General features: G+C 63.7%; 19 protein-coding genes. 7 read left to right on the plus strand and 12 right to left on the minus strand.

The window, feature by feature from the left end; genetic code table 11:
- Nucleotides 1-52 precede the first annotated feature (52 nt).
- The 8 genes from PSUB009319_RS01005 to PSUB009319_RS01040 all read right to left on the minus strand — a co-directional run bounded on the left by PSUB009319_RS01005 (nucleotide 53) and on the right by PSUB009319_RS01040 (nucleotide 11,269).
- Nucleotides 53-2,962, minus strand: coding sequence for a TonB-dependent siderophore receptor (locus PSUB009319_RS01005; protein WP_124380393.1), 2,910 nt, complete (start codon nucleotides 2,960-2,962; stop codon nucleotides 53-55).
- Between the two features lie 143 nt (nucleotides 2,963-3,105).
- Nucleotides 3,106-4,278 (minus strand): PstS family phosphate ABC transporter substrate-binding protein, encoded by a 1,173-nt coding sequence (locus PSUB009319_RS01010; RefSeq protein WP_124380394.1) that lies wholly within the window; start codon nucleotides 4,276-4,278, stop codon nucleotides 3,106-3,108.
- A gap of 54 nt (nucleotides 4,279-4,332) precedes the next feature.
- Nucleotides 4,333-5,817, minus strand: a complete 1,485-nt coding sequence (locus tag PSUB009319_RS01015) for a substrate-binding domain-containing protein (protein ID WP_260392778.1) — start codon at nucleotides 5,815-5,817, stop codon at nucleotides 4,333-4,335.
- Nucleotides 5,814-6,704 carry a hypothetical protein gene (locus tag PSUB009319_RS01020; RefSeq protein WP_260392779.1) on the minus strand — a complete coding sequence of 297 codons (891 nt, stop codon included), beginning with the start codon at nucleotides 6,702-6,704 and terminating at the stop codon, nucleotides 5,814-5,816. Before PSUB009319_RS01020 ends, PSUB009319_RS01015 begins: the two co-directional genes overlap by 4 nt.
- A 106-nt stretch (nucleotides 6,705-6,810) precedes the next feature.
- Nucleotides 6,811-7,686 carry an ABC transporter permease gene (locus PSUB009319_RS01025; RefSeq protein WP_124380396.1) on the minus strand — a complete coding sequence of 292 codons (876 nt, stop codon included), beginning with the start codon at nucleotides 7,684-7,686 and terminating at the stop codon, nucleotides 6,811-6,813.
- Complete coding sequence (locus PSUB009319_RS01030) at nucleotides 7,683-8,525, minus strand: ABC transporter ATP-binding protein (RefSeq protein ID WP_185453387.1); 843 nt, start codon at nucleotides 8,523-8,525, stop codon at nucleotides 7,683-7,685. Before PSUB009319_RS01030 ends, PSUB009319_RS01025 begins: the two co-directional genes overlap by 4 nt.
- Before the next feature lie 2 nt (nucleotides 8,526-8,527).
- Nucleotides 8,528-9,529 carry an ABC transporter substrate-binding protein gene (locus PSUB009319_RS01035; RefSeq protein ID WP_124380397.1) on the minus strand — a complete coding sequence of 334 codons (1,002 nt, stop codon included), beginning with the start codon at nucleotides 9,527-9,529 and terminating at the stop codon, nucleotides 8,528-8,530.
- A gap of 375 nt (nucleotides 9,530-9,904) precedes the next feature.
- On the minus strand, nucleotides 9,905-11,269 hold the full coding sequence (locus PSUB009319_RS01040) for an ATP-binding protein (protein ID WP_124380398.1): 1,365 nt from the start codon (nucleotides 11,267-11,269) through the stop codon (nucleotides 9,905-9,907).
- A 185-nt stretch (nucleotides 11,270-11,454) separates the two neighbouring features.
- Between PSUB009319_RS01040 and PSUB009319_RS01045 the strand changes: the two genes are divergently transcribed.
- The 6 genes from PSUB009319_RS01045 to PSUB009319_RS01070 all read left to right on the plus strand — a co-directional run bounded on the left by PSUB009319_RS01045 (nucleotide 11,455) and on the right by PSUB009319_RS01070 (nucleotide 19,346).
- A complete protein-coding gene (locus tag PSUB009319_RS01045) occupies nucleotides 11,455-11,985 on the plus strand; it encodes a hypothetical protein (RefSeq protein WP_124380399.1) in 531 nt (176 codons plus the stop codon).
- Nucleotides 11,986-12,021: 36 nt separating this feature from the next.
- The gene (locus tag PSUB009319_RS01050) at nucleotides 12,022-13,062 is read left to right on the plus strand and encodes a YncE family protein (protein WP_124380400.1); all 1,041 of its coding nucleotides are present in this window, start codon (nucleotides 12,022-12,024) and stop codon (nucleotides 13,060-13,062) included.
- A 162-nt stretch (nucleotides 13,063-13,224) separates the two neighbouring features.
- Complete coding sequence (locus tag PSUB009319_RS23075; RefSeq protein ID WP_260392872.1) at nucleotides 13,225-13,401, plus strand: efflux RND transporter permease subunit; 177 nt, start codon at nucleotides 13,225-13,227, stop codon at nucleotides 13,399-13,401.
- A gap of 40 nt (nucleotides 13,402-13,441) precedes the next feature.
- Nucleotides 13,442-14,227 (plus strand): hypothetical protein, encoded by a 786-nt coding sequence (locus PSUB009319_RS01060; RefSeq protein ID WP_124380401.1) that lies wholly within the window; start codon nucleotides 13,442-13,444, stop codon nucleotides 14,225-14,227.
- 614 nt (nucleotides 14,228-14,841) lie between these two features.
- Nucleotides 14,842-16,473, plus strand: coding sequence for a methyl-accepting chemotaxis protein (locus tag PSUB009319_RS01065; RefSeq protein ID WP_124380691.1), 1,632 nt, complete (start codon nucleotides 14,842-14,844; stop codon nucleotides 16,471-16,473).
- A 275-nt stretch (nucleotides 16,474-16,748) separates the two neighbouring features.
- Nucleotides 16,749-19,346 carry a 2-oxoglutarate dehydrogenase E1 component gene (locus PSUB009319_RS01070; protein ID WP_260392780.1) on the plus strand — a complete coding sequence of 866 codons (2,598 nt, stop codon included), beginning with the start codon at nucleotides 16,749-16,751 and terminating at the stop codon, nucleotides 19,344-19,346.
- Nucleotides 19,347-19,439: 93 nt separating this feature from the next.
- On the opposite strand, the gene PSUB009319_RS01075 is transcribed toward PSUB009319_RS01070, so the two are convergent.
- From PSUB009319_RS01075 to PSUB009319_RS01090, 4 genes are all read right to left on the minus strand, one after another.
- Nucleotides 19,440-20,744, minus strand: a complete 1,305-nt coding sequence (locus tag PSUB009319_RS01075; RefSeq protein ID WP_124380402.1) for an MFS family transporter — start codon at nucleotides 20,742-20,744, stop codon at nucleotides 19,440-19,442.
- A 191-nt stretch (nucleotides 20,745-20,935) separates the two neighbouring features.
- Nucleotides 20,936-22,156, minus strand: coding sequence for an MFS transporter (locus tag PSUB009319_RS01080; protein ID WP_124380403.1), 1,221 nt, complete (start codon nucleotides 22,154-22,156; stop codon nucleotides 20,936-20,938).
- Nucleotides 22,157-22,259: 103 nt separating this feature from the next.
- Nucleotides 22,260-23,096 carry a GntR family transcriptional regulator gene (locus PSUB009319_RS01085; RefSeq protein WP_124380404.1) on the minus strand — a complete coding sequence of 279 codons (837 nt, stop codon included), beginning with the start codon at nucleotides 23,094-23,096 and terminating at the stop codon, nucleotides 22,260-22,262.
- A 197-nt stretch (nucleotides 23,097-23,293) separates the two neighbouring features.
- Nucleotides 23,294-23,836 (minus strand): helix-turn-helix domain-containing protein, encoded by a 543-nt coding sequence (locus PSUB009319_RS01090; protein ID WP_124380405.1) that lies wholly within the window; start codon nucleotides 23,834-23,836, stop codon nucleotides 23,294-23,296.
- A gap of 135 nt (nucleotides 23,837-23,971) precedes the next feature.
- On the opposite strand from PSUB009319_RS01090, the gene PSUB009319_RS01095 reads away from it, so the two are divergent.
- Nucleotides 23,972-24,550, plus strand: a complete 579-nt coding sequence (locus PSUB009319_RS01095; RefSeq protein WP_124380406.1) for a GNAT family N-acetyltransferase — start codon at nucleotides 23,972-23,974, stop codon at nucleotides 24,548-24,550.
- Nucleotides 24,551-24,722 lie beyond the last annotated feature (172 nt).

Below are 24,722 nucleotides of genomic sequence, written 5' to 3' on the forward strand. Positions count from 1 at the left end.
GGATTGGGCGTGGCAAACGCGCAAGGCGTGCACGTCTGCCACGGCCGTCTGATTACAGATCGAACTTGACGTTGAACTTGATGGTGCGGTCCATGCCGATGCCGTAGGTGCCGGTCGTCACGGAGTTCCAGTAGCGCTTGTTGGCGAGGTTGTCGATCGCAAGCTGGAACGTCGTGCGGCGCCCCTGGATGCGGGTGGTGTAGCTGGCGCCAATGTTGTACAGGCTGTAACCCGGGATGTAGCCCTGGTTTTGCGCATTGACCGGCCGTTTCGAGATCAGCGCAATGCCGCCGCGCAACGTCAGGCCAGGCATTGCGGCAGGGCTGTACGAAACGCCGAGGTTGCCGGTCCAGTCTGGCGTGTTCTCCGGCACCATGCCGTTGATCAGCGGCTGCTTGGGTGCCTCCTGCCGGGCCTTCAGACGCAGCACGGCCGCGTGGATGCGCCAGGCGCGGTTGATCTCATACGTTGCCGTTGTCTCGACACCCTTGTATGACAGGTCGCCGTTGTAGCCGAAGATGTTGGTCACCGGGTCGGTCACGGCGTTGCCGCGCGTGATCTCGAAATACGACGCACTGACCGACAGCCCCTTGAAGAACGAATCTCGGATGCCGAATTCCTTCTGCTTTGAGATGGCTGGCGCCAGGATCACGTTCGCGTTTGCGGCATTCGCGGGCGCCGTGCCACCGGCTTCGAGACCCTGCATGTAGCTGGCGAACAGCGTCGTGGTGGGCAGCACGTCGAACAACACGCCATACGCCGGCGAGAACACATGGTTCTGCGATGTGGCGGAGCCGACTTCCTCCGTGTCCAGCACCTGGCGCGCCCCCACCAGCAGCTTCAGCCGCTTGGTGAGCGCGATCGTGTCGTAGGCATACACGGCCTCGTCGGAACTCGTCTGCGATGGGCTGGTTACCCCGGGCTTGGTATAGACCGGCGGGTTGAGAACGATTGGGTCAAAGATGTTCTGGCGCTGCGGCAACGTCATGTTCTGCACGTCTGCTGCCAGCGAATAGCGCGACGTGCGCGAGACGCCAACGGTGAGGTCGTGCGTGACGGGCCCGGTCGCAAAGTGGCCAAGCACCTCCGTGCGGAAGAAGGTGTTGCGATACGCGTTGGTGACTGGCTGCACGTTCACCAGGCCATTGGCGCCGGTGTTCAGGTCGTAACCAGAGATGCGCACGGTGGTGCGGTGGCGGTGCGAACCCGAATAGCCGAGCTGGGTGAAGACCTTCCAGTCATCGCTCAGTTGGTAGTCGGCGCGGCCCTGCCAGTTGAAGGTCTCGGGGGTGTAGAGGTCCCACCGGCCGGACAGCAGGTTTCTCGGGTCCGGCACCGGCGTAATCGGCACGACGCCGTTGACGGCCGGCTTGAGCGAGATGCCCGCCTGCTCCGGCACCTGGCGGCGGTAGTACTCGAAATCGCTCTGGAAGGTGAGCCGGGACGTGGCCTTCAGATCCAGGCCGAGGCTGACGAACTCGCCGTCGCCCCCCAGGTCATGGACGCCGTTTTCATAGTGGGTGGCCGATGCGTTCAAGCGCACGCCAAGCTGTTTTTCCGGGCCGTACCGGCGGCCGATGTCGATGCTGGCGCCGTACTGCCCAAACGCATTGCCGGCCAGGCCCAAGGTGGTGACGTCTTGCGGGCCCGCGCGCTTGGTCACGAAGTTGATGATGCCGGCCGGGCTGGCCACCCCGAACATGAGCGCGTTGGCACCCTTGAGCGTTTCGACACGCTCTTTGTTCTCGGTCGGGTTTGTGATGACGCCGGTGATCGGCAGGCCGCCGTCCAGGCGATAGTTGGAGAACAGGTTGAGCTTGATACCACGAATGGCAAATGCATCGTTGGCGCTGCCTGCCGAGTTGGTCGACACCACGCCCGCCACGTTTTTGATCGCGTCCGAATACCCTTCCTGCGTCTGGCTAAGTGCGTGGCCGGACGACACCTCCTTGGTCATCGGCAGGCTTTGCTCGTTGGCGAGCTCCGGCTTGTTGTACTCCTTCATGGCGTCGCTGCGCGGGGCCACGCCCGCGGCAGCGTACGGGGCATCCAGCCCGGACGCGATCGAGATGCGTTCGCGCAAACCGCCAGCGATGCGCTCGGCCTGCTTGCGCAACGCCTCCGTATCGGTGCGCGAGGTGTACGGAAACACGACAGCCAGTACACCGATCGTGGTTCCCACCGCGTCCTTGACCGGCACCTTCCATTCATAGCGAGCGCCACGTGCGTCGACGGCTCCGTGGGGCTTGCCGCTTTCAATGACGGCAAGATCACCGGGCTCCGCTGGTTTGCCATATCGGCCAATGTTGGAGGCGGTGATGGGATAACCCGAGACCTTCGCTGTGCGCGCGTGCAGCGCCAGAACCTCCACCCCGGGATACTTTTCGAGCGCGTCGTCGATCAGGAACTGCGCGTAGGACTCGGTGGGGATGCGTTCGTCGAGCTGCATCGGCGCCGTCAGGCTCTCAGGATCGAGAATGCGGCGGCTGAGGTCATTGCGATACTGCGCGGCCTGACGCAGGAGGGCGTCTTCATCGGTACCCGGCGCATAGGGGAACGTCAGCTCCGCAATGCCAATGGGCCGCCGCGCGATGTCGAACAGCGGCAGCGTCACCTCGACGTTCTGGTCACCCTTGCGGTTGATTTCGACGAGTGCGCGGCCCGTGCGGAACACGGCCACATCTTCGGGGCTGGAAGGCGCGCCCACGAGTGCGGGTGTTCTCGATGCCACGATCGTGAGCTGCGATGCGCCCGGCATTGCGGCGTGCAGCTCAATGCCGACGAGTTGCGGATGCAGCCGCGCATAACTGTCGACGAGGTACTGCGCATAGGATTGCGCACTGTCTTTGCTATTGCCCCGGCTGTCCTGCGCGCTGGACGCTTGTGCGTCCGCGGCCAGCGCCCGCATCTGCGGGATCGCCAACAGGATGGCCAGGGCCAGGGTTGTTTTGGCCAGCTTCATCGTGTCTCCACCTTTATTTTTGCCCGGCCTGTCGTGTCGGCCTGGTGCGTCTAAGTGCTGCCTGACCGATGCCGCCGCGTTTCTCCAGACCCCTTCGCGCTGGCGCTGCGGCATCGGCCTGCTTCAGCAGGTATGCGGCTTCATCAGTTGCCGCGTCCGTCCACCAATGCGCGCGCCTTGGTCACTTGCCACGCGCGCAGCGGCACGTAGCGCGCATGGTCGAGCACAACCTGTTGCCCCTCGCGGCTGAGCACAAACTTCAGAAACTCCTCCAGCGCCGGGGGCAGCGGCTTGCCTGGGGCCTTGTTGGTGTTGAAGTAGGTCAGGCGGCTGAGCGGATACGTGGCCAGGGCGACGTTCTCGTAAGTGGGTGCCTGCGGCGTGTCGCCCGCTTTCTCGACCAGCGGCACGAGCTTGACGGGGGCGTCCATGTAGGCCATGCCCGAATACCCGATGGCGTAGCGGTCTGCTGCGACGTTCTTGGCCATGGGGAATACGACCTTCTCGAACTTGATGCCGTCGCGCCATTCGCCGCGCTTGCCGTCCAGGCTAAGCACGCGTTGGCGCACGAATTCCTCGAAGCCGTTCCATGGGCGGATGCCGTACAGATTGACCGGCTTGTCGGCCCATTCGCCGGTCAGGCCAAGGTCGCCCCATTTGGTGATGGCGGCGCCTCCGCGAGCATGCGTTGACGAGTACATCTGGTCGAGCTGCTTGAAGGTGATCTGCTCGATCGGGTTGTCCTTGTTGACAATGAAGGCAACGGTATCGAGCGCGCCGAAGTGCCGGTATGAGCCCCCCGAGATCGGCACGCTCAGCGGGTCGTAATTGAACTTGGCCTTGAATTTGTTGATGTCATCCGGCTTGAGCTCACGCGAGACGAAGACGAAGTCCAGGTCGCCCTTGATCAGTTCGATGGCACCCAGGCTGCCGGCGTACGGCGGCGAGATCGAGATGTTGACATTCGGGTAGTAGGTCTTGAACTTCTCCATCCACTTCTGCGCCAGAACCACCATCACGTCAGAGGCCGCGCCCTTGAAGGTGCCGCTGATGTTGATGTCGCGGCGCGGCTGATAGGACGGGAGTTGTGCGTCCAGCATCGGCTGCAGCACTTCCGGCGCCGGCAGATCGCGTCCGTGCTCCACACCCGCCTTGGCTTGCGCTTCAGTCTGCGGTTTGTTGGTCGGGGTGGTTGGCGTGACCCAGGTCAGCATGGGGGTCGTGCCCTGTTGCGCCTGAGCGTGGGCCGGCACGAACACTGCCAGCCATGCAACTGCGGCCAGCGCTGTGGCGCTGAGCTTGATGGATCGTTTCATGAACTTGGTCTCCTTGTGTTGTCGTTGTATGCAGGTTCGTGTTCGGCTTCCAGCTCAGTTGAGTCTGGCAAGTTCTTCCTTCACCTCTTGCGCGGTCAGGGGGTAGTAGCCGGAGTACAGGATGGGCTCTTGACCCTGCCGACTGAGCACGTAGCGCAAGAACGCTTTGATAGCCGCAGGCAGCGGTTGGCCCGGGTTGCGCCGCAGACGGATGTACATGTAGCGCGTGAGCGGGTAGCGGCCGCTCGATGCGGTTTCGTGCGTCCCGCTGATGGCGGGGCTGCCTGTGTCCCGGGCAATCGGGACGGGCTTCAGCCCCGGCCCGCCGTCTTCGAAGCCGCCGAAGCCTATTGCCCCGGTATCGGCCGCGATGGCTTTGGCGGTGTCGGCCACAGATGCCTCGTGCACGGCATTGCTCCAGACGCCGCCCTTGAGCGCCATGATCTGCATCGACATGGCGTTCGGCGTGATCAAGGGCGGCACGTCGAGCGTGATCGGCCGGTCCGCCCATTCACCCGTCAGGCCAAGCTGGCCCCAGCGCGTGATAGTGGGCGAGTGGCCGAAGATGTCGGCCAGCTGCTGCATCGTGAGGCGCTCGATCGGATTGCCCGCATTCACGAACACCGCTTGCGCCGTGGTGCGCTGCTGGGTGTCGAACCCGCCGCGCGCGACCCGGATCTCGAACGGCACGTGCCCGGCATTCAACTGGGTGAACGATGCCGTCTCGTCGGGCCAGAGCTCGCGGCCCATGGGGGCCAGATCGGTTTCGCCGGCCATCAGGGCATGGAAGCCGTTCAGCGTGCCGAGATGTTCCCAGCGGTCGCCCTTGCGCACGCCGGGCTGCAGCGCGTGGAAGTCGTGCATCCACCGTTCCATCAGCGACTTCATGCCGTCGCTGCCGATGCTGCGGATCTCGCCCTTGAGCGGCGCGCCTGCCACGTAGCGGGGCAGGGCCGGATCGAGTGTGGCGCGGTAGCCGTCCAGCTTGGGCAGCTCCTGCGCGATGGCGTCGGCGGCTAGCGGTGCAAAGCCGGACTGGCGCGCCACGATCTGCTGCCCCTCAGGGCTCAACGCAAAGCGGACGAATTCCAGGACCGCTGGCGGCAGCGGGGAGTCCGGCCGTTTGTTGAATGCCAGGAAAACGGGCTTGCCATCGCGCAGCGCCACACGCACGAGCACCGGGGTCTTCATCATGTCACCCGCGAACTGGTGCGCATACGGTGCAAGCTCGGCCGGCAGGGGCGGGCGCGTCATCGGCGCAACGTCTGCGAGTTCGAACATCAGCGCGCCGATGGCGGCGGCATTACCGACATGCTGCCAACGCGGGCCACGAGAGATGCCCGGCTGCTGCTGGTGCAATGCCTGCAGCCATGCGTTCATCAACGGGCCCATCTCACGGCTGCCGATGCTGGACACCGTCGTGGTATCGGCCGGCTGTGCGGATACGGCGGCTGTCGCGCAGGCGGTGCCGGCCAACAGGGTTGCCAACAAGGTTGCCAACAGCAGCGGGCCGAGCGTGCTCCGGAACCTCGGCATCATGGGTCGATCTCCTCAAGTGCCGGCGTTGCGGCAACGCGGGTCTGCAGTTCGTCGCGCAGTGCAACGGCGTGGGCTGTCAGGGCTTTCGCGTCCTGACCGCTACCGTAGGCGTAGCCGACGTTCAGTGTGCCGATTGCAATGCCGCTGCGGTTGCGGATCGGCAGGTCAACGCCAAAGCGCTTGCCGTTCGAGTACACGCCGGTGATCGGTGCGGTGGCGCCCAGCACCTTCATGTCGTCCGCATCCGCCTTCTTGCCGTGGCGTCCGAAGGTGGAACCCAGCAAGACAAGGTCGCCCTTGGGTTGAACCCGCGCCCGCAAGGCCAGCACCGTGACTTCCGGGTGGCGTTGAAGGGCTTCTTCGATCAGGGTTTGCGCTCGGGACTTGGTGGTCACGAGCGGTACAAACGGGTAGGGGTCCATCAGGTTGGCGAGGCTGAGGATGCGTCGTGACAGAGCGTCGCGGATGACGCCTGCGATGCGCTCAAATTCGGCATGGTTGCCGCCAACCGGATAGCGCCACACCAGGCCGAGACTGCCAACGGTCTGGCCACCGACATCGTGCAACGGCAACTCGATTTCGATGCGCTTGTTGCCCTGGTCCATTGCCACGTGCGGCTTGCCGGTGGCGATCACGTCGAGGTCGTCGGCATCGGCGGGCTTGCCGATGCGACCAATGTTGGAGGCAATGACGACGTTGTCCGCCGCGTTGGGCGGGGTCACGTGCATCACCACGGCCCGGAGATCGGGGTGCTGCGCGACCGTGCGGTCGACGAGTTCCTGTGCGTAGCTTTTCACCGGAAACGACGCCGGCAGTTGTGCAAGCGCTGCCGATGCGCCAACGAGCGCCAGGGCAGCGACGGCGCATTTCGGGACCGTCGCGGCCAAGACTCGGGCTCTTGTTATTTCGATCGTCATGATGAGGTCTGTTGGTTGGACGCTGACCGCGAACGTGGAGGAAGGGTTCGCCGGTTTTCAGTGAACCCCACCGGACTCAGTGCGTGTCCTGCAGCGGGGCCGGGCGCCACTTGGCCAGGCGCGTTTCAACCATCGTCATCAGGTATTCAGCCGCAAGCGCGACGACCATGATGATGACGATGGCCGCATACATCCCGGCCGCGTCAAACGAGCCTTTCGCGATGTTGATCAGCAGGCCGATGCCGTAACGTGCGCCCACGAATTCACCGACGATGGCACCGACGATGGCAAAACCAAAGCTGACGTGCAGTGACGCAAAAATCCAGCTCATGGCCGACGGAATCACCACCGAGCGCGTCAGTTGCCAGCCGCGTGCACCGAGAATCTGCGCATTGGCCAGCAGGTTGCGGTCTGCCTCGCGCACGCCCTGGAATGCGTTGGCAAACACCACGAAGAACACCATCACGAACGACAACGCCACCTTGGAGGTCAGCCCCAGCCCGAAGATCATGATGAAGATCGGTGCCAGCACCACGCGCGGCACCGAGTTGATCACCTTGATGTAGACCGAGAACACATCCGACAGCATGCGGTTGCGCCCCAGCGCGATGCCCGCGATGATGCCGGCCACCGCGCCCGTGATAAAGCCCAGCATCGACTCCTCCATGGTCACCCACAGGTGGTACCACAGCGGGCCATCAGACGTGCCTTCGGTCAGCCAGGTATAGAGGCGCGAGACGATCTCCGATGGCTTGGAGAAGAAAAACTCGTCGATCAGCTTCGTGCGGACCAGCACTTCCCAGCCGCCCAGGAAGACGACGAGGATGAAGTAGCGCCAGAAGTAGACCGTCTGCTTTCGGCGCTTAGCGCTGCGCGCGGCCGCGGCCTCGATCTGTGCCTCGGACGGGACCGACACGCCGACCGGGGACTTGAGCGTGGCATTGCTGTTCATGCTGCCTCCTTGGCCACGCGCGCTTCTTCCTGCGAGGCACCACGTTGTACTTCTTCACGCAGGTCATTCCAGATCGTGCGTGAGATGTCGATGAATTGCTCGTCGTAGCGGATTTCGCTTGCGATGCGCGGGCGCGGGATGTCAATCGTGTACACCGACTTGACGGTGGCCGGGCCGGACGTCAGCACATACACCTTGTCTGCCAGGGTGATGGCTTCCTCCAGGTCGTGCGTGACGAACACCACTGACGCCTTCGATTGCGACCACAGGCGCAGCAGCTCGTCGTGCATCAGCACGCGGGTCTGCACGTCGAGCGCGGAGAACGGCTCGTCCATCAGCAGGATCTGCGGGCCGTTGATGAAGGTCTGCGCCAGCGAAACCCGCTTGCGCATGCCGCCGGAGAGCTGGTGTGGAAACTTGGTCTCGTGCCCGGTCAGATTCACGCGTGCCAGCCATTGGCGGGCACTCGCGTACGCTTCTTCCTTCGAGACACCACGAAACAGCGGCCCCGCGACGACGTTGTCGATCACGCTGCGCCAGGGGAACAGCGCGTCGGTCTGGAAGGCGAACCCGATGCGGCTGTCGATGCCGTCGATTGGGCCGCCGAACAGGCGCACCTCACCGGCAGAGGGTTTGGCCAGGCCGGTGATGAGGTTCAGCGTGGTGGATTTGCCGCAGCCGGTCGGGCCAACAACGGCAACGAACTCGCCGCGCTCGACGGTCATCGTGAAATCCCGGATGGCCGTCATCGACTTGCCGTCGGGCGTCAGAAAGCGACGGCTGACGTTGATCAGCTCGATGGCTGGATTGGAGGTGGTCGTTGCCATTGCTGCACCCATGATCACTTCACCTTCGCGACAAACTCGGTCGTGTAGGTCTTCGCCAGATCGATCTTCTTGCCCTTCAGGTTCGGCGAGAACGAGCCCAGCACCGACAGCACGGTTTCCGGGCCGCCCGTGGGCATCACGCCGTCGGTGGTGAACATGGCCTTGCCGCTTTCCAGGGCCTTGATGTAGCCCGCCTTGTCACCCACGTAGAAGTCCTTGGGCATCTTCTCGGCAATCTCGGCCGCGGTGTGTGTGTTGATGTAGCGCAGCGTCTTCACGAAGGCGTTGGCGAGCTTTTGCACGGTGGGCTTGTTCTTCTCGACCCAGTCCGTCGGCATGTACAACGAGGCGGCCGGATAGGTGCCGCCGAGCGCTTCCCTGGTTTTCTCGGCCGTGCGCAGGTCGACCAGAACGCGTGCTTCTCCCGTCTTGAGCAGGCGCGTGATCGTGGGCTCGGTCGTCATGCCGGCCTGAATCTTGTCCTGCTGCATGGCCATGATGAACGTCGTGCCCGCGCCCACCGGCAGCGAGGTGAACTGGCCGACCGGCACACCGGCCTTGACCATCAAATACTGGGTCAGGAAGTTGGTGGACGAGCCCAGACCCGTTACGCCCATCGTCTTGCCTTTGAGGTCGGCCATGCCCTTGGCTTGCGGGTACTTGCTCGACACCAGCTCGACCTCGCCGGGCGCATGGGCCATCTGTACGACCGATTCGATGTACTTGCCCTTGGCCTGCAGGTCGACACAGTGGTCGTAGAAGCCAACCACGCCTTGCACGGCACCGGCCAGCATCTCGTTCTCGGCATCGACGCCAGCGCCTTCGTTGAGCAGTTCGACGTTCAGGCCTTCTTCCTTGAAGTAGCCCAAGCCTTCCGCCAGCTTGGCGGGCAGATAGATGATTTTTTCGTAGCCGCCAACCATCAGGGTGACCTTGTCGGCCGCCTGTGCGGCAGGGGCTGCCGCAAACATGCTTGCAATGGCGGCAGACAGCAGGAATTTGTCTCGGATGTTCATCGTTATGGGTCCTTGGTTGCGGGGGATCACGTGGTAGTTGGGGTGTTCCAACCATGCCCATACACTAGACAGCGAGCCTGTCTCGAACGTGAATCGATTCTGAAAGCGCGTTCAGGTCACGTCGGATTTGGGGGTGGGTTTTCCCTAGAAGCCGATGCCCCGCGAACGGCTGCCTGCGCAACCGTAGAGGCGGGAGGGTGCCAACAGCGTGTTGGGTCGTTTTGGAGTGAACGTTGCCGGGAGGCAGCTACAGGGCGGCCGCGTAGCAGGACGCGGATGGCAGGGCAACGCTCATGCAGGATCGATCGCAGCCGGCAGCAAAGGTTTGCGTTGCATAGAAAGGCCGGCTTGTCGACCGTTCCCCTGTGGGCGGTGTCACGCCGCGGGCGCGGCGGGGATCTCGATCACGACACGCAGGCCGCGGCCGACATCGCGGCTGGTGGCCCAGATCTTCCCCTTGTGCATCGACACAATGCTGCGGCAGATGGCCAGGCCGAGGCCGCTGCCGCGCTGATCCTGTCCGGGCGAGGGCAAGCGCACGAACCGTTCAAAAATGCGCTCGCATTCTTCGGGGGTGAGGCCGGGACCTTCGTCAACCATGCTGATGCGCCAAGTGCCGGCCGCCAGTGCCGAGTCGACGTAGACCACCCCGCCCGGAGGACACACCCTGAGCGCATTGGTCAGCAGGTTCAGCAATACCTGCCGGATGCGCGGTCCGTCGATGTTGACCTCGCCTTCGCCGCGGTGTGACCAGGCGAAGACCTTGCCGCCGTGCTCAGCCAGGGCCGAGGCGTCCTGGCCAAACGTGTTCAAGAGCGTGGCCGGAGACTGCGCCCGCAGCTCGACCAGCACGGCGCCCGCATCTGCGCGCGAGAGGAACAGCAGCTCGTCGATGATGCGGTTCACGCGGCCGAGTTCTTCCAGGATGACGGCCACCGAATCCATCTGCTGCTGTGTCAAACCATCGCTGACAAGCAGCCGCTCGGCGTGAAGCGCCACCAGAGACATGGGCGTCTTGAGCTCGTGCGATGCCTCCGCTGCGAAGCGCCGAATTTCGGCAAACGACATCTCCAGCCGGTCGAACATCTGGTTCAGGAACGCCGATAGCTGCGCGATCTCGTCCTTCACGTCTCCAACCGGAATACGTTGGCTGAGATCGTCGGAGCGGATACGGTTCGCGGTGGCCTGGATCACGCGCACGGGGTGGAGTATCAGCCGGCTCAGACCGTAGCCCACCGCCACGCTGATCACCAGCGCTGTGCCAAGCAAGCCGAAAAAGACCAGCCGATAGCCAGCCATCAGGTCTTTCACCGGTGCCAGCGGTGTCGCCACGATGACATCGAACGGCGCGAGCTGGAACTCGCTCACCCGCACCTCGCCGATGGTGTCCACAGCGATCGAATACGCGCGTTCCCCTGCAATATCGGGAACGGATTGCCCATGCAGGTTGCTCGACTTGAAGAACCGGTTCGCCATCGACCCATGCATGTCGATGTAGAACAGCGCCGACGCCGACTCGGTGGCCTGGCGGATGCGGTCGTCAATTTCCGGTGGCGTCAGCTTGGCGTAGTCCCGGCCGAGCGTGGCCTTCAGGTGCTTGAACTGCGCCTCGTTGAGTTCATCGAGCTGCTTGATGAGATAGCGGTCGAGCAGGAAGTGGCCTGCGATGAAGAGACACGCGAGCGTTGCCGTGACGGTAATGGCATACCAGACGGTGATGCGGCTGCCGATCGACTTCATTCGGGGGGCTCCAGTCTCTTAGCGGAGGGAATCGCGTTGTCCGGTGATGCTATTCGATCCCGCGCCGCGCTTGCTGAATGAATTTTAAGGATCACTACAGGAAGCGTACAGAGTGCGCCCCTAGACTCGGTTCACGCTTCCACGGATCGGATGCGATCAATGACATCTCAAGAACGGAGACACCCATGAGCAAGTTTTTCAAGTTGGCGCTGGCAACGGCACTTACCGGCATGGCCGCTTTGAGCAGCCTGCCTTCCTGGGCAGATAAGAACTGGACGCCGCCGTCCCACAAGATCTACGGCCAGCAACTGTCTGACGAGACGATGTCCAGGCATCCGGAGCTGCTGAGCATCACGCTGCACGGCACGCCGCCGGGCCAGACCGATGTCTACACGATGTTCGCCGGGTCCTACCCCGAGCGTATCGGCAACGCCGACGATCCGGATGACATCGACGTCTCCAAGAAAGGCATCACCATCGTCGACCCGCGCTGGAACCGCACCAAGGACAACCCGAAGAAATTCGTGGTGCTTATGCCCATGCGCGATGCCAAGGGCAACAACATCGGCCTGGTCGTGTACGCCTTCAAGAACCCGCCGGCCAACCCGAACACCAGCAGCCAGGAAATGGCCTTTCTGAAGAAGTCGAACGCACTGCGGGATGCACTGGCCAAGAAGATCCCGAGCTACGACGCCCTGTTCAATCAGGTCAACTGAAGCGGCGCGCCGCAATTGCGAAGGTAGAAGACCCCTATGAAAGCGAACATTCGCACGGTCGCCACTGTCCTGGCGCTCGCAGCATCGACGCTGCTGTCCAGCGTTGCCGTGGCGGGCGAGCCGCTGCACCTGCTCAGCCGCACCGATCTTCCCGGGTACGACGGTGATTTCGATCACTTCGGTGCCGATGTCAAAGGCAATCGGCTGTTTCTGGCCGGCGAGGATGGCGGAACATTGGAGGTCTTCGACCTGCGCAGCGGCGCACACCTGAAGACCGTCAAGGGCATGGAGACGCCGCACGCGATCCATTACGAACCGAAGACCAATCGGCTGTTCGTCAGCAACAGCGGCGCGAGCCTGAGCAAGGTGCTGGATGGCAAGAGCTACGCAGTCACCGGCACCATCAAGCTGACGCCGGGCGCGGACGTGATGAGCTATGACGCCTCGTCGCGCCGCCTCTGGTTTGTCACCGGCGGAAAGAACGCGCCCACCAAGATGACCAAGACGCTGGTGACGCAGGTGGACGTTGACTCTGGCAAGACGCTGGGCGAAACCACGTTCGACACCGACTTTACCGAAGGCATCGTGGCGGAGCAGGCCGGATCGCGTGTGTTTGTCAACGTGGCAGGCAAGGGCGAGATTGCCGTGCTCGACAAGAAAACCGGCCAGCCGCTGGCAACCTGGCAAATCAAGGAAGGTAAGGACAACTCGCAGATCGACCTGGACGAGAAGAACAAGCGGCTGTTTGTTATTACGCGCAAGCCGTTCAAGCTCGTGGTGATCAACACGGAAACGGGGCAGTCGGTGGCGAGCTTCGATGCGCCCGGCCGCACCAACGGCATGATGTTCGACGCCAAGAACCGGCGCATCTACGCCGCCGGTGATGACTACGTTGCCGTGTTCCAGCAGCGCGATGCCGATCACTACGAAGAGATCGCGCGTGTGGCGTCGGAGAAGGGCGCGAAGACGGCGTTCCTGGTGCCCGAGCTGCGCCGGCTGTACGTGGCCGTTGGCGGCTCCGCGCAGACCAAGGCCGGATTGCTGCGGTACGAAGTGATGCCCGGCGACGCGAAATAGCGTTGGGCCGTGCCGGGGCGCGTTGCAGCGCGACCCCTCTGATGGGCTGCGCTGCGCGCACCGTACGCCTTTGTTGCACACGCTATCGAGCATTCGCAATCACCCGGTGACGATGCTGCTCGGGATTCCGTCTGCGGCGCTCGGCGCGCTGCTTGCCCTGCGATTTGCGGGGGCGGTGCTGAGCTGCGCCAGCCGCTCGGTGTCTTGATTGTGGGCGGCCTTCTGCGCTCTCAACTGACCACGCTGTTCATCACCCCGGTGCTGTCCCTCTGGTTCGACACGCTTGGCACGTTGCGCACGCGACCGAAGCCGATGTCCGCGATGGCTCCCCAATCCTGAGCGCACGCTCCCAATGCCTTCAACCAAACAAGAGACGTTTATGCACAAGCCATTTCCGAGCGGCGCGAGGGCACGCCTGCGCCGCACCGCGCGCTGGTTGGCGCTGATTGCAGCCGCCACAATTGCAGGACCGGTGTTGGCTCAGGGCGGACCACCGATGGTGACCGATGATCCGGAAACGCCCGGAGACGGCCATTGGGAAATCAACCTCGGCGCGATTGCAACCCGCTCGCACGGACGCCTGGAAATAGCGGCGCCCGACGCGGATATCAACTACGGCTGGGGTGACCACATCCAGCTCAAGGCCGATGTGCCGTGGGTCTTTGCCCGCGACGATGGGCAGCACTGGAAGTCGGGGCTCGGCAGTGGCAACTTCGGTGTGAAATGGCGCTTCATCGATCAGGAGCAGGCTGGCTTTTCGATGTCGACCTATCCGCAGTACACCCGCAGCATGTTGGATGGGTCCGTCCGGCGCGGTATTACCGGCGGTGGGCATGAGCTCTTTCTGCCGCTTGAGCTTGCCACCGACGTTGGCGGTTTCGGGGTCTCGACCGAGGTGGGCCGCAACCTCGTTTCGGGTGGTGGAAACAGCCAATGGGTTGCCGGCATCGTGGCCGGCCATGCTTGCGGCGAAGGGCGCGAATGCATTGCCGAAATCCGCAGGACGCAGGCGCCGGGCACACGCCTCACGTTGTTGAACCTCGGCATGCATTGGAAAATCAATGACACCTACACGCTGCTCGGCGCGATCGGGCGCGAGTTCGGCGCCGCCTCCGACGAAAGGCGGCAAGCCCTGGTGTATCTGGGTGTGCAAATCACCCGATAGGATGTCCGACGTTGCGCGTTGGCGTCATGGATAAATCGCCGATCGACGACCAGTTATGGGTGTCAATCGAATCGCTTCTGCCACCCTTGCAGCCATGGCTGTTTTCAGGCGATGGAAGTTTGGCACGGCTGGCTGGGCATGGGCTGCGCGGGATATTGTTTCAAGCCGATCTTGAGCTGCGAGTTTCCGCACCGTGATCGGCGCGCGCTCTGTGCATACGAGAAATAAAATAATTTCATATCGGGTGTTTTCGCGCTACCAAACGCCAGGAATGCTTGGATTTGGTGCGCGGTCATTCTCTCCAAGCCGTGTACTGGCGCCATGCGGGTCACGATCGGGCACTTGCGCCCCTTGGCGTGCACGCATTTGAGGCGCGTGGTTGTATTCGCGTCGCATTCAAGATTCCGTTGGCGGTGCCGTCATTTCCGATCAAAGCAGCCTGGGCAACCTCGGGGCGCGACGGCTTTGAAGATCGGCAAACGACGGCCGCACATGTCTCCGAAATTTTCCTGCTGCAACGCATGCACCTGAGTGCATCGCCAGACGGCCCCGGCGATGACACCGCTCAGGTCATGACGTCTCTCTCTGACGCCGCTGAAACAGGAATGAAGCAAATGAGAATCTCGGATATGAAGATCGGGGCGCGCCTTGGTGTGGCGTTCGCGCTTGTTGTGGCGCTGCTGATCGGGACTGCGGCGGTCGGCATCCAACGGCTGGACGACAACAACACGAAGATGGGCCGGATCGTCAGCGAGCGCTATTCGCTGATCGCACTGAGCAACCAGATCAAGAACAACGGCTACAAGGCGAACGGCATCCTCAGCAATCTGCTGCTGGCCACCTCGGCCGACCAGAAAGCGAAGTACATGAGCGACTACGCAGCCATCCGCCAGGCCAACGGACAGGCGTATAGCCGGCTGGAGAAGGCGCTGAAGACCAATGAGGGCAAGGCGCTCTTCAAGGAACAGTTCGATGCGCGCTCCGCTTACGGTGCCAGCGTGCGCAAGTTCTTCGAGCTGGTCGACGCCAACCAGCCGGAAGACGCACGCGTTCTGTACCAGACAGACATGAGCCGCCTGCAAGACCAGTACTACGTGCTGGTCGACAAGATGGTGGACCACCAGGCCAGCGAGATGGAGCGTGACGTGGGCGAAGCCGCCGCGCAAGGCGCCAACGCCAAGATCCAGATGATCGTGCTGGCCGTGCTGGCAACCCTGCTGGCCGTTGCTACGGGCGGTTTCATCACCAGAACGATCACGGGCCCGATCAACCGTGCCGTGCATCTGGCCGAGGCGGTGGCGCAGGGCAACCTGACGCATCATCTGGAAGTCGGCACGAAAGACGAGATCGGCCGCCTGCTGGCCGCGCTCAAGCGCATGACGGAGAACCTGCACGGCATCGTTGGCCGCGTGCGCGGTGGGACGGACACCATCACCCGTGCCTCGCGTGAGGTGGCCAGCGGCAACATCGATCTTTCCAGCCGGACCGAGCAGCAAGCCAGCTCGCTGGAAGAAACGGCGGCGGCCATGGAGCAGCTCACCTCCACCGTCAAGCAGAACGCTGACAACGCGCAGGAAGCCAGCCGCCTGGCATCCAACGCATCGCTGGTTGCCACCAAAGGTGGCGACGCCGTTGGCGAGGCGATCGAAACCATGAGCACCATCAACGCGTCGTCGCGCAAGATCGTCGACATCATCGGCGTGATCGACAGCATTGCGTTCCAGACGAACATCCTCGCGCTCAACGCTGCCGTGGAAGCCGCCCGCGCCGGTGAACAGGGTCGCGGCTTTGCCGTGGTGGCGGGCGAAGTGCGCAGCCTCGCGCAGCGCAGTGCTGCGGCGGCCAAGGAAATCAAGGCGCTGATCGAAGATTCGGTCAGCCATGTCGGCACCGGTACGGCCAAGGTGGAAGAGGCCGGCCAGATCATCCGCGACGTGGTTGCCGGTATCCAGAACGTGACGAACATCGTCTCCGAGATCAGTGCGTCAAGCCGTGAGCAGAGCGACGGTATCGAGCAGATCAACGAGGCCATCACGCAGATGGACAAGGCCACACAGGAGAACGCCTCGCTGGTGGAAGAAAGCGCGACATCGGCACAGGCGCTGCAGGACCAGGCTGATCAATTGGCCGATATGGTCAGCACGTTCAAGCTGCACGGTGACGCGCCGGACCATGCGCACGGCGCACAAGGTGAGACGGCCCCGATGGCACGTACTGCCTGGGCACGCGTGCAAACGCTTTCGTAGTTCGTACGTCGCAAGTTGCAGTTGCAGTTGCGCAGTGATGTTGCTGTCAGCAGTCCAACGGAGGAGGCACGGGCCGTCACCAGGCGGCTCGTAACAGAAGGAATCGACGTAGCGCCCGGGCGGCTTGCCGGGTTTGGCGTTTCGAACGGTCCCGCCATCAGCCGAACACGTGTCTGCCGCGCAACCGCTGTGCGGGTTGGAGGGTTGCGTGCGTGGGCGCGCCGGCGTGCAGGTGGCGAGGTCATCCAACGGTGTCTCTTTTCTCCTGAACAACCATGTCTTCGCACGCTCCTGAAATGGCCGCCCCGGGTTCGGCAGCCGCATTTGACCCGTCTACCGCGCTGGCCGGCACTGCCGTGGCAGCGCCGCCATCTTCCCCTGTTACGCAACTGATCGATGCCTATCGAGAGCAGGGCTATCGCCGTGCGCGCCTGGACCCGCTCGCACGCGTGCCCTTGCCCGAGGTGCCCGAACTCCGCCTGCGGTTTCATGGCCTCGACCCTGCGCAAAAGCGCGACCCCGCGAGCACGGTGCTCCCAACCGCGACGACGGTGCATGAGCTCGAATGGCAGCTCAAGCGCGTGTACTGCGGCGCGATCGGGCTTGATTGCAGCAGCGTACGCAAGCGCCAGCGCCGTGCGTGGCTTTACGCCCGCATGGAGGCGCAACTCCAGGCGCCCCCGCTGGCCCCGGACCGGAAGCGCTGGCTGCTGAGCCGGCTGGTGGCGGCCGAGATGTGGGAGCGCCTTGCGGGCGGCACGTTTGCGCATGCCAAGCGGTTCTCTCTGGAAGGCTGCGAGAGCCTGGTGCCGTTACTCGATACGCTTGTTGAAGCAGGCGCCGGCTACGGCGTACGGCAGGTCTTTTTTGGCTTGCCGCATCGCGGGCGATTGAACATGCTCGTCAACGTGATGGGCTTTGAAGCGCGAGGCATGCTCGATCGGCTTGATCCGGACTCCGACGTCGCCCGCGCCCAGCGCGATCTGCCGTATCACCTTGGTGGGGTCGCGCGTCGAGTGGTCGCTGGTGATGAGACAACGCTGGTGCTGGCGCCCAACCCTTCGCATCTGCAGAGCGTGTATCCGGTCGTCTGTGGCATGGCGCGCGCGCATGCGGACGAGCATCCCGGCACACCGTGCCTGCCGGTGATGGTGCATGGCGATGCGGCATTCGCCGGGCAAGGCGTCGTCATGGAGACACTGAACCTGACCCGCCGCAGCGGCTACGCGGCGGGCGGCGTCGTGCACGTGATCGTCAATAACCAGATCGGCTTTACGACACCCAACGTGATGGATGTGCGTGCCCACGACTACTGCACCGACGTGACACGCATGGTTGACGCCCCGGTGCTGCACGTCAATGCGGACGACCCTGAAGCCGTCCTGCGCGCCGCAAGCCTTGCCCTGGCGTACCGCATGGAGCATGGCGCCGATATCGTCATCGATCTGATCGGCTATCGCCGCCTGGGGCATTCGGAGCACGACACGCCCGCCGTGACGCAGCCCGAGCTGCACGCAGCCATTGCCGCGCACCCGACGGTCACGGAGCAGTATCACCACGCCAGTGCGGAACCGATACGCCTGGCGGATCTGCGTGAGGCTGCCGTGCGTGACTTGCGGGCCGGCCCCAGCGGCGTATCCCTTGCGTGTGGCGCTTCGCTGCCGCAGAACGCTGTGCGCCGCCCGCTTCAGCCGTTGTCATTGCAGCGTGTGCAGGCCTTGACGCAGACGCTCACCACGCCGCCCGACGGTGTGCTCTTGCACGATGTTGTGCGCAGGCTGTGCGAGCGCTGGCGTCTCGCGGCATCGAGCGCCGAACATGTGTCCGACTGGTGCCTGGCCGAAAACCTCGCCCATGCCACACTGCTGGAAGACGGGCAAAGCATTCGGTTGGCCGGCATGGACGTCGGGCGCGGTACGTTCATGCATCGGCACGCGGTGTGGCACTCGCAAGCCACGGCCGCTGACCAAGGCGAGCGGCACATACCGCTGCAGCATGTGGCGTCGTGCCAGGGCGCGTTCGACGTCGTCAATTCGCCGCTGTCGGAAGAGGCCGCGTTGGGCTTCGAATACGGCTACAGCGTCCAGACCCGCACGCGGCTGACGCTGTGGGAGGCGCAGTTTGGTGATTTCGCCAACGGTGCGCAGGTCTTCATTGACCAGTACATCGCTTCGGGCGAATACAAGTGGGGTTGCCAGTCTGCGTTGGCCATGTTGCTGCCGCACGGCCACGAGGGTGTCGGGCCGGAGCATTCCAACGGATTCCTGGGGCGTTTCCTGCAGCTTTGCGCAGAGGGCAACCTGCGCGTGGTTGTGCCGTCGACTTCGGGCCAGTGGTTCCATCTGCTGCGTGAGCACGCCACGCTGGCAACGCCCAAGCCGCTGATCGTCATGTCGCCCAAGACCGAACTCTATGGCAACGAGCGTTCGCATTCGCGCGTGCAGGACCTGATCGATGGATGCTTCATGCCGGTGCTGGCCGACGCCTGGTTGGCCGACCCACAAGCCGTTACGCGGGTGGTGCTGTGCAGTGGCAAGTTCTTCTACGAACTGCTTGCGCAGCGTGAGAAGGATGCCCGTGCGGATGTGGCGCTGGTTCGCGTTGAGCAGCTTTACCCGTTTCCGCAAGCGGCACTCATGACCGCGCTGGCGGCATTCCCGAACCTGAAGGAAATTGTCTGGGCGCAGGAGGAAGACGCCAACCAGGGTGCATGGCGCTTTGTGCGCGATGCGCTGGAGACATGTTTACCGGAGGGGAGCCGACTCGCAAGCGTGTGCCGTAACGCTACGCCGTCGGGTGCGCATGCATCCGTTCGGGTGCACCAAACGGAGCAGCGCCGTCTGGTGGCCGCAGCATTCGGCCCGCTGCGCTAGCCGGAGGACGATGCGGGAAGCTCTGCCGCGGCCAACCGGATTTGCAATCGGTGGCCGCGGTGCGGGCTTGTGGTTGAAACGCCAGGCCGTGATTTACGGCTCGTGGCGCAGGAAGCCTTCCTTGCTCGGATCAGGCATGAAGTACGTCACGATGAGCGATACGGCGCACAACGCCGTCACGTACCAATAGAACGTCGACTCGGTGCCGGCCTGCTTGAACCACAGCGCCACGTATTCCGCTGAACCACCGAACACCGCGTTGGCAATCGCATACGACAGGCCTACGCCCATCGCGCGCACTTCCGGCGGGAACATCTCGGCCTTGATCAGCCCGCTGATCGACGTATAGAAGCTGACGATGGCCAGCGCCAACGTGATGAGACCGAAGGCTGCGAGCGGGCTCGATACCGTGGCCAGCGCCTTCATGAGCGGCACCGTGCCCAGCACCGAGAGCGCCCCGAACAGCAGCATCGAATTGCGGCGGCCGATGCGGTCGGACAGCGCACCAAACACCGGCTGCAGGAGCATGTAGACAAACAGCGCGCCGGTCATCACGGTGGAGGCGGTCTTGGTCTCCATGTGCGCCGTGTTGACCAGGTACTTCTGCATGTACGTGGTGAACGTGTAGAAGATCAGTGAGCCGCCGGCGGTAAAACCGATCACGCGCAGGAACGCGCCTTTGTGCTGCCACGCGCCGCGAATCGTGCCTGCGTGCTCGGCCTTGCGCGCCGAGGTGGTCTGCGTTTCGTGCAGCGACTTGCGCAGGTACAGCGCAATCAGCGCCGTGAGCGCACCCACCACAAACGGAATGCGCCAGCCCCAGGCCTTCAGCTCGGCCGTCGTCAGCAGTTGCTGCAGGATCACCAGCACGAGCACCGCGCACAGCTGGCCGCCGATCAGCGTCACATACTGGAACGACGCAAAGAACCCGCGCCGCCCCCGCAGCGCCACCTCGCTCATGTAGGTCGCGCTGGTGCCGTATTCCCCGCCAACCGACAGGCCCTGGAACAGCCGCGCCACGAGCAGCAGGAACGGCGCCAGCGCGCCAATTTGCGCGTAGGTCGGAAGTACCGCAATCAGCAGCGAGCCGCCGCACATCATCAGCACGGAGATCATCATCGCGGTGCGCCGGCCGCGCTTGTCGGCAATGCGGCCGAACAGCCAGCCGCCAATCGGCCGCATCAGGAAGCCTGCCGCAAACACGCCCGCCGTGTTCAGCAACTGCGTCGTGCGGTCGCCGCTGGGGAAGAACGCCGGCGCAAAGTACAGCGAGCTGAACGCGTAGACGTAAAAGTCGAACCATTCGACGAGGTTGCCAGACGACGCGCCGACAATGGCGAGGATGCGGCGACGTGTGTCGTGCGGGTCAACCGCGTGCGGGGAGACAGTGGTATCCATGGGGGCATCTCGGTGTGGTTGTTCTGTAGGCAGCCTAAGCTGAGCCCCAGAATTGTAACGACATGTCGCGCGTTATCGCGCCCCGGAATTGCACCGATGGGTGAGATGGTGTCTTGCTGAAAGTGCGGGTGGCGTGTGCGGAAGTTACGCAGAAACGGGTACGCACATCGCGCGTACCCGGCCGATTTCGCTCAACGCGCACCCTGCCGCGCGTTGAACACAACGCGCAGCCCCAGCGCCACCAGCGCCGCTGCCGTGCAGAACCCCATCAGGCCCGTCCAGCGTGCGCTCGTCCACGCAAGGCTCGCGCCGTACGCGCCGACCGACATGCCGATGAACAACGCCGTCATGAACACCGCATTGATGCGGCTGCGCGCTTCGGGCGCGAGCGCGTAGATGATGGTCTGGTGCGACACCAGCGCGGCCTGCACGCCCACGTCAAAGATGAGCGTGCCGATCACGATGGCGATAAGCGATTGCGGGGCCAGCGCCATCGCGGCAAACGTCGCCGCCATGAGCAGCGCGCCGCCCGCCGCGATGTGGCCCGGCGCCACGCGGCCGGACAATCGCCCGGCAATGCTCGCGCCAAGCGCACCTGCCACGCCGGCCAGCCCCAACAGACCCGCTTGTCCGGTCGACAACCCGAGCGAGCTTGTCAGATGCAATGCCACGGTCGACCAAAAGCCCGAGAACGCAATGCCGATAAATGCCTGCGTAATGGCCGACGCGCGCAGACGCGGATGCTGCGCAAACAGCGTGCCCAGCGAGCGCAGCAGCGTGAGGTAGGGCTGCCGCATGGTCGCCGGGGGCGGTGCCACGCCAAAGTGGGCGGCGCGCACGGCAATCGCCAACCCGACAATCGCCACCGCTGATATGCCGAAGGCCGCGCGCCAGCCGAAGTGGTCTGCCACGATGCCGCTGAACACGCGCGAGCCGACGATGCCGATCAAGAGGCCCGTCATCACTGTGCCGATGTTGCGATTGCGGTTGTGGTCTGTGCTGATGGCGGCGGCGCTGGGCACAAAGTCCTGCGCGATGGTGGCCGATAGCCCGACCGCAAAGCCCGCCACCGCCAGCAGCGGCAGGTTGGGCGCCAGACAACTGCCGATGAGCGCCAGCGTGAGCAGCACCGCCTTCCACAGGATGACGATGCGACGGTCGTAGCGGTCGCCCAGCGGGCCGAAGAAAAAGATGCCGCTGGCATAGCCCGCCGCCGTGAGCGTGGGCAGCACGCCCAATGCGTGCGGTGCGATGGACAGGTCGCGGCTGATGAGGCCCAGCAGCGGATGGTTCAGGTAGATGCACGCCACGCTGATGCCTGCACCGGCCGTGAGCAGGCGGATCAGCCCTTGGGTGTCAGGTGCGAGGGGGGCGGCGGGTGCCGTAGCGGCAGCGACAGGCGAGGTCGGCATGGGAACCTCATGGATGAAATTGCTGCATCGCAGCGAAGCGGCGATGCTAACAACTTTCATCCGCGCCTGCAGACGGCCAATAACCTTGCTGCTGGTGATGGTGTCAGGCAGGCTTGCTGGCCGGGGCCGACGCCGAGGCGGGCGCCTCTTCCACATCTTCGCTATGGCCGCCTTGCACGTTGTGGCCGGCGTTGTCGATCCACAAGCGGGCGCGGTCTTCGCCCATGCGAGACAGCTCCATGCGGTACTCGTAGCGGTCAGGCCGGTAGAGGCCCTGCAGCAGTTGGACGGGGCGGCCGCTCATCTCCCGCACGGTGCGCTGGACCGAGAGCAGCGGCGCACCCACCGCCACATCCAGATACTGTGCCGTCGCCACGTCAGCCAAACGTGCCGATACGACTTGCGATGCGCGATCGATCCGCACGCCCGAGCTCTCGATCAGCCGCAGCAGCGACTGGTTCGCCAGGCGGTCGAGCGTCAGCTTGCGGGTCACGTCCAGGGGCAGCCACGTGACGATGAGCGCCATGGGCGTGTCTTCCAGGTGGCGCACGCGCACGAGCTTCTTGATGGGCGTGCCCGGCGCGATTTCCAGGCACTTGGCCTCGTCGGGCGGGGCCAGCACGTCTTCAAATTCGACGACAACGGCGGAGGTGCGCTCGCCCACGTCGATGATGTTCTGCAGCAGTGTCTGAGCACCGCCAGCCAGCGTCACTGGATCATCGGGTTTGACGACAAAGGTGCCCATGCCGCGGTGGCGGCGCACCAGACCTTCCTTGACGAGATAGTCGAACACGCGCCGCATCGTGACGCGGGAGGCGCCGAACTGGCGGGCCAGCTCGATTTCGCCCGGCATCGGGCCGTCACTGAACCGGCCTTCCAGAATCTGTTGGCGCAGGACGACGTAGATCTGATGGTAGAGCGGTACCACGGCATCAGGCATGGCAGTCGTGGTTCCGGGCGAGAGCAGCGAGGTCGAGAGCGAAATCCCGAAATCCGGGATGGGCTGCCATCAGGCCATCAGGCCATCAAGCCAAGGACAGCAAAGCGCGGGATGCGTTGAAAAGGGCGGCCGAACGGGCATTTTCCCCCCTTCATCCGCGACGATAGGGGGTTTTGCTGGGCCTGTAAAGTTGTGTGTTACCCGTTGACGGGCGGTGTATCTGCGGCCTGTGCAGCCGGATTTTCCCCTTGGCCATAGCGGGGATTGCGCTCGCGCATCGAGTTCTTGGGCGCCACCGGTTCGCCCAACGCATTGACCAGCGCCACGTGGATCGGCGTGCCGCTTTCGCGGTCGCGCAGCAGCATCGGGCCTTCGCCGTCGGGCGTGAGGTACCGGTCGCCCCACTGCATCAGCGCGACGATGGCGGGCAGCAAATCGACACCCGCCCGCGTGAGCCGGTAGGCGTCGCGCACGCGGTCGCCGGGCTCCTGATAGGGCACACGGCGCAGGATGCCGTAGGTCACCAGCGCCTTGAGCCGCGACGACAGAATCGCTGACGAGCACCCCGTGCGTCGCAAAAATTCATCGAACCGCGTCACGCCCGAAAACGCCTCGCGCAGCACGAGCAGCGTCCATTTTTCGCCAACGATCGACACTGCAGCCGCGATCGAGCAAGGCTCTTCCATCGACGTCACAAGCTCGGACGCCGCTGGGACGGGGAAGGGTTCCTGATTTCTCATGGCAAAAGCATAGTCAATTCTGACTTTACTTGCAAAAGTCAGGGTTTCTGCTAATCTAGCTTCAAATTAAAAAGTCAGACGGAGATCCCGTGCTGGCGTTTAGCAACAACGATCCAACCGCGTGAGGAGATCCCCATGCTGTACACCATCCACCGTTACCCCGCCGAATGGATCGACCGCTGGACCATGCACGACGGCTCTATCGCCACCGTGCGCCCGATTCTGCCGCAAGACGCCCCGCTTGAAGCCGCTCTGGTTGAGGGGTTGTCGTCCGAGTCGCGTTATGCACGCTTTCTGGTGGGCGGCGGCCGGCTGACCGACGAGATGCTCGCCGCCTATACGCAAATCGATTACGTCAACCACATGGCGCTGGTCGTGAGTGTTGCGCGCGCCAATGGTACGGGCGAAGACCTGATCGCCGACGGCCGCTTCGTTGTTGAAGACGGTGTGGCCGAATTCGCCATGCTGGTGGCCGACGCGTGGCAGGGCAAGGGCGTCGGCCGCCGCCTGTTTGCCACGCTGGTGCGCGCGGCGCGGGTATCCGGCGCGCGTGAAGTTTTTGGCGAAGTGCTGTCCATCAACCGCCGCATGATCGGCCTGGCGCGCGATGCGGGTTTCCATGTTGCCAATGTGCCGGGCGACGCCACCGTCTGCACTGTGCGCTTGCCGCTGGCTGATGTCGAGACGGTCATGACGCCCTTCGTTTTCGCTTGAGCCCTTTCGCTTTCACGCGCTTGCCTCCAAGCAAGTGCGTTCCCGCGTGTCTCTTTCGCCGCCGTTGAGCGGCGTTTTTTTTTGATCAACTTATCGATATTCGTAATGCTCAGTCCAAAAAAACATCGTTTTCGTGGATGAATGGATGCGCATAGACTTTCTCAGTGGCCTG

This window comes from Ralstonia sp. SET104, from assembly GCF_003851545.1.
Taxonomy (GTDB): Bacteria; Pseudomonadota; Gammaproteobacteria; order Burkholderiales; family Burkholderiaceae; genus Ralstonia.

Excerpts from the sequence above, each read along its gene's own strand:
- PSUB009319_RS01005 (WP_124380393.1), bottom strand. The coding sequence starts at position 2,962 with ATGAAGCTGGCCAAAACAACCCTGGCCCTGGCCATCCTGTTGGCGATC.
- PSUB009319_RS01010 (WP_124380394.1), bottom strand. The coding sequence starts at position 4,278 with ATGAAACGATCCATCAAGCTCAGCGCCACAGCGCTGGCCGCAGTTGCA.
- PSUB009319_RS01015 (WP_260392778.1), bottom strand. The coding sequence starts at position 5,817 with ATGATGCCGAGGTTCCGGAGCACGCTCGGCCCGCTGCTGTTGGCAACC.
- PSUB009319_RS01025 (WP_124380396.1), bottom strand. The coding sequence starts at position 7,686 with ATGAACAGCAATGCCACGCTCAAGTCCCCGGTCGGCGTGTCGGTCCCG.
- PSUB009319_RS01030 (WP_185453387.1), bottom strand. The coding sequence starts at position 8,525 with ATGGGTGCAGCAATGGCAACGACCACCTCCAATCCAGCCATCGAGCTG.
- PSUB009319_RS01035 (WP_124380397.1), bottom strand. The coding sequence starts at position 9,529 with ATGAACATCCGAGACAAATTCCTGCTGTCTGCCGCCATTGCAAGCATG.
- PSUB009319_RS01040 (WP_124380398.1), bottom strand. The coding sequence starts at position 11,269 with ATGAAGTCGATCGGCAGCCGCATCACCGTCTGGTATGCCATTACCGTC.
- PSUB009319_RS01045 (WP_124380399.1), top strand. The coding sequence starts at position 11,455 with ATGAGCAAGTTTTTCAAGTTGGCGCTGGCAACGGCACTTACCGGCATG.
- PSUB009319_RS01050 (WP_124380400.1), top strand. The coding sequence starts at position 12,022 with ATGAAAGCGAACATTCGCACGGTCGCCACTGTCCTGGCGCTCGCAGCA.
- PSUB009319_RS01060 (WP_124380401.1), top strand. The coding sequence starts at position 13,442 with ATGCACAAGCCATTTCCGAGCGGCGCGAGGGCACGCCTGCGCCGCACC.
- PSUB009319_RS01065 (WP_124380691.1), top strand. The coding sequence starts at position 14,842 with ATGAGAATCTCGGATATGAAGATCGGGGCGCGCCTTGGTGTGGCGTTC.
- PSUB009319_RS01070 (WP_260392780.1), top strand. The coding sequence starts at position 16,749 with ATGTCTTCGCACGCTCCTGAAATGGCCGCCCCGGGTTCGGCAGCCGCA.
- PSUB009319_RS01075 (WP_124380402.1), bottom strand. The coding sequence starts at position 20,744 with ATGGATACCACTGTCTCCCCGCACGCGGTTGACCCGCACGACACACGT.
- PSUB009319_RS01080 (WP_124380403.1), bottom strand. The coding sequence starts at position 22,156 with ATGCCGACCTCGCCTGTCGCTGCCGCTACGGCACCCGCCGCCCCCCTC.
- PSUB009319_RS01085 (WP_124380404.1), bottom strand. The coding sequence starts at position 23,096 with ATGCCTGATGCCGTGGTACCGCTCTACCATCAGATCTACGTCGTCCTG.
- PSUB009319_RS01090 (WP_124380405.1), bottom strand. The coding sequence starts at position 23,836 with ATGAGAAATCAGGAACCCTTCCCCGTCCCAGCGGCGTCCGAGCTTGTG.
- PSUB009319_RS01095 (WP_124380406.1), top strand. The coding sequence starts at position 23,972 with ATGCTGTACACCATCCACCGTTACCCCGCCGAATGGATCGACCGCTGG.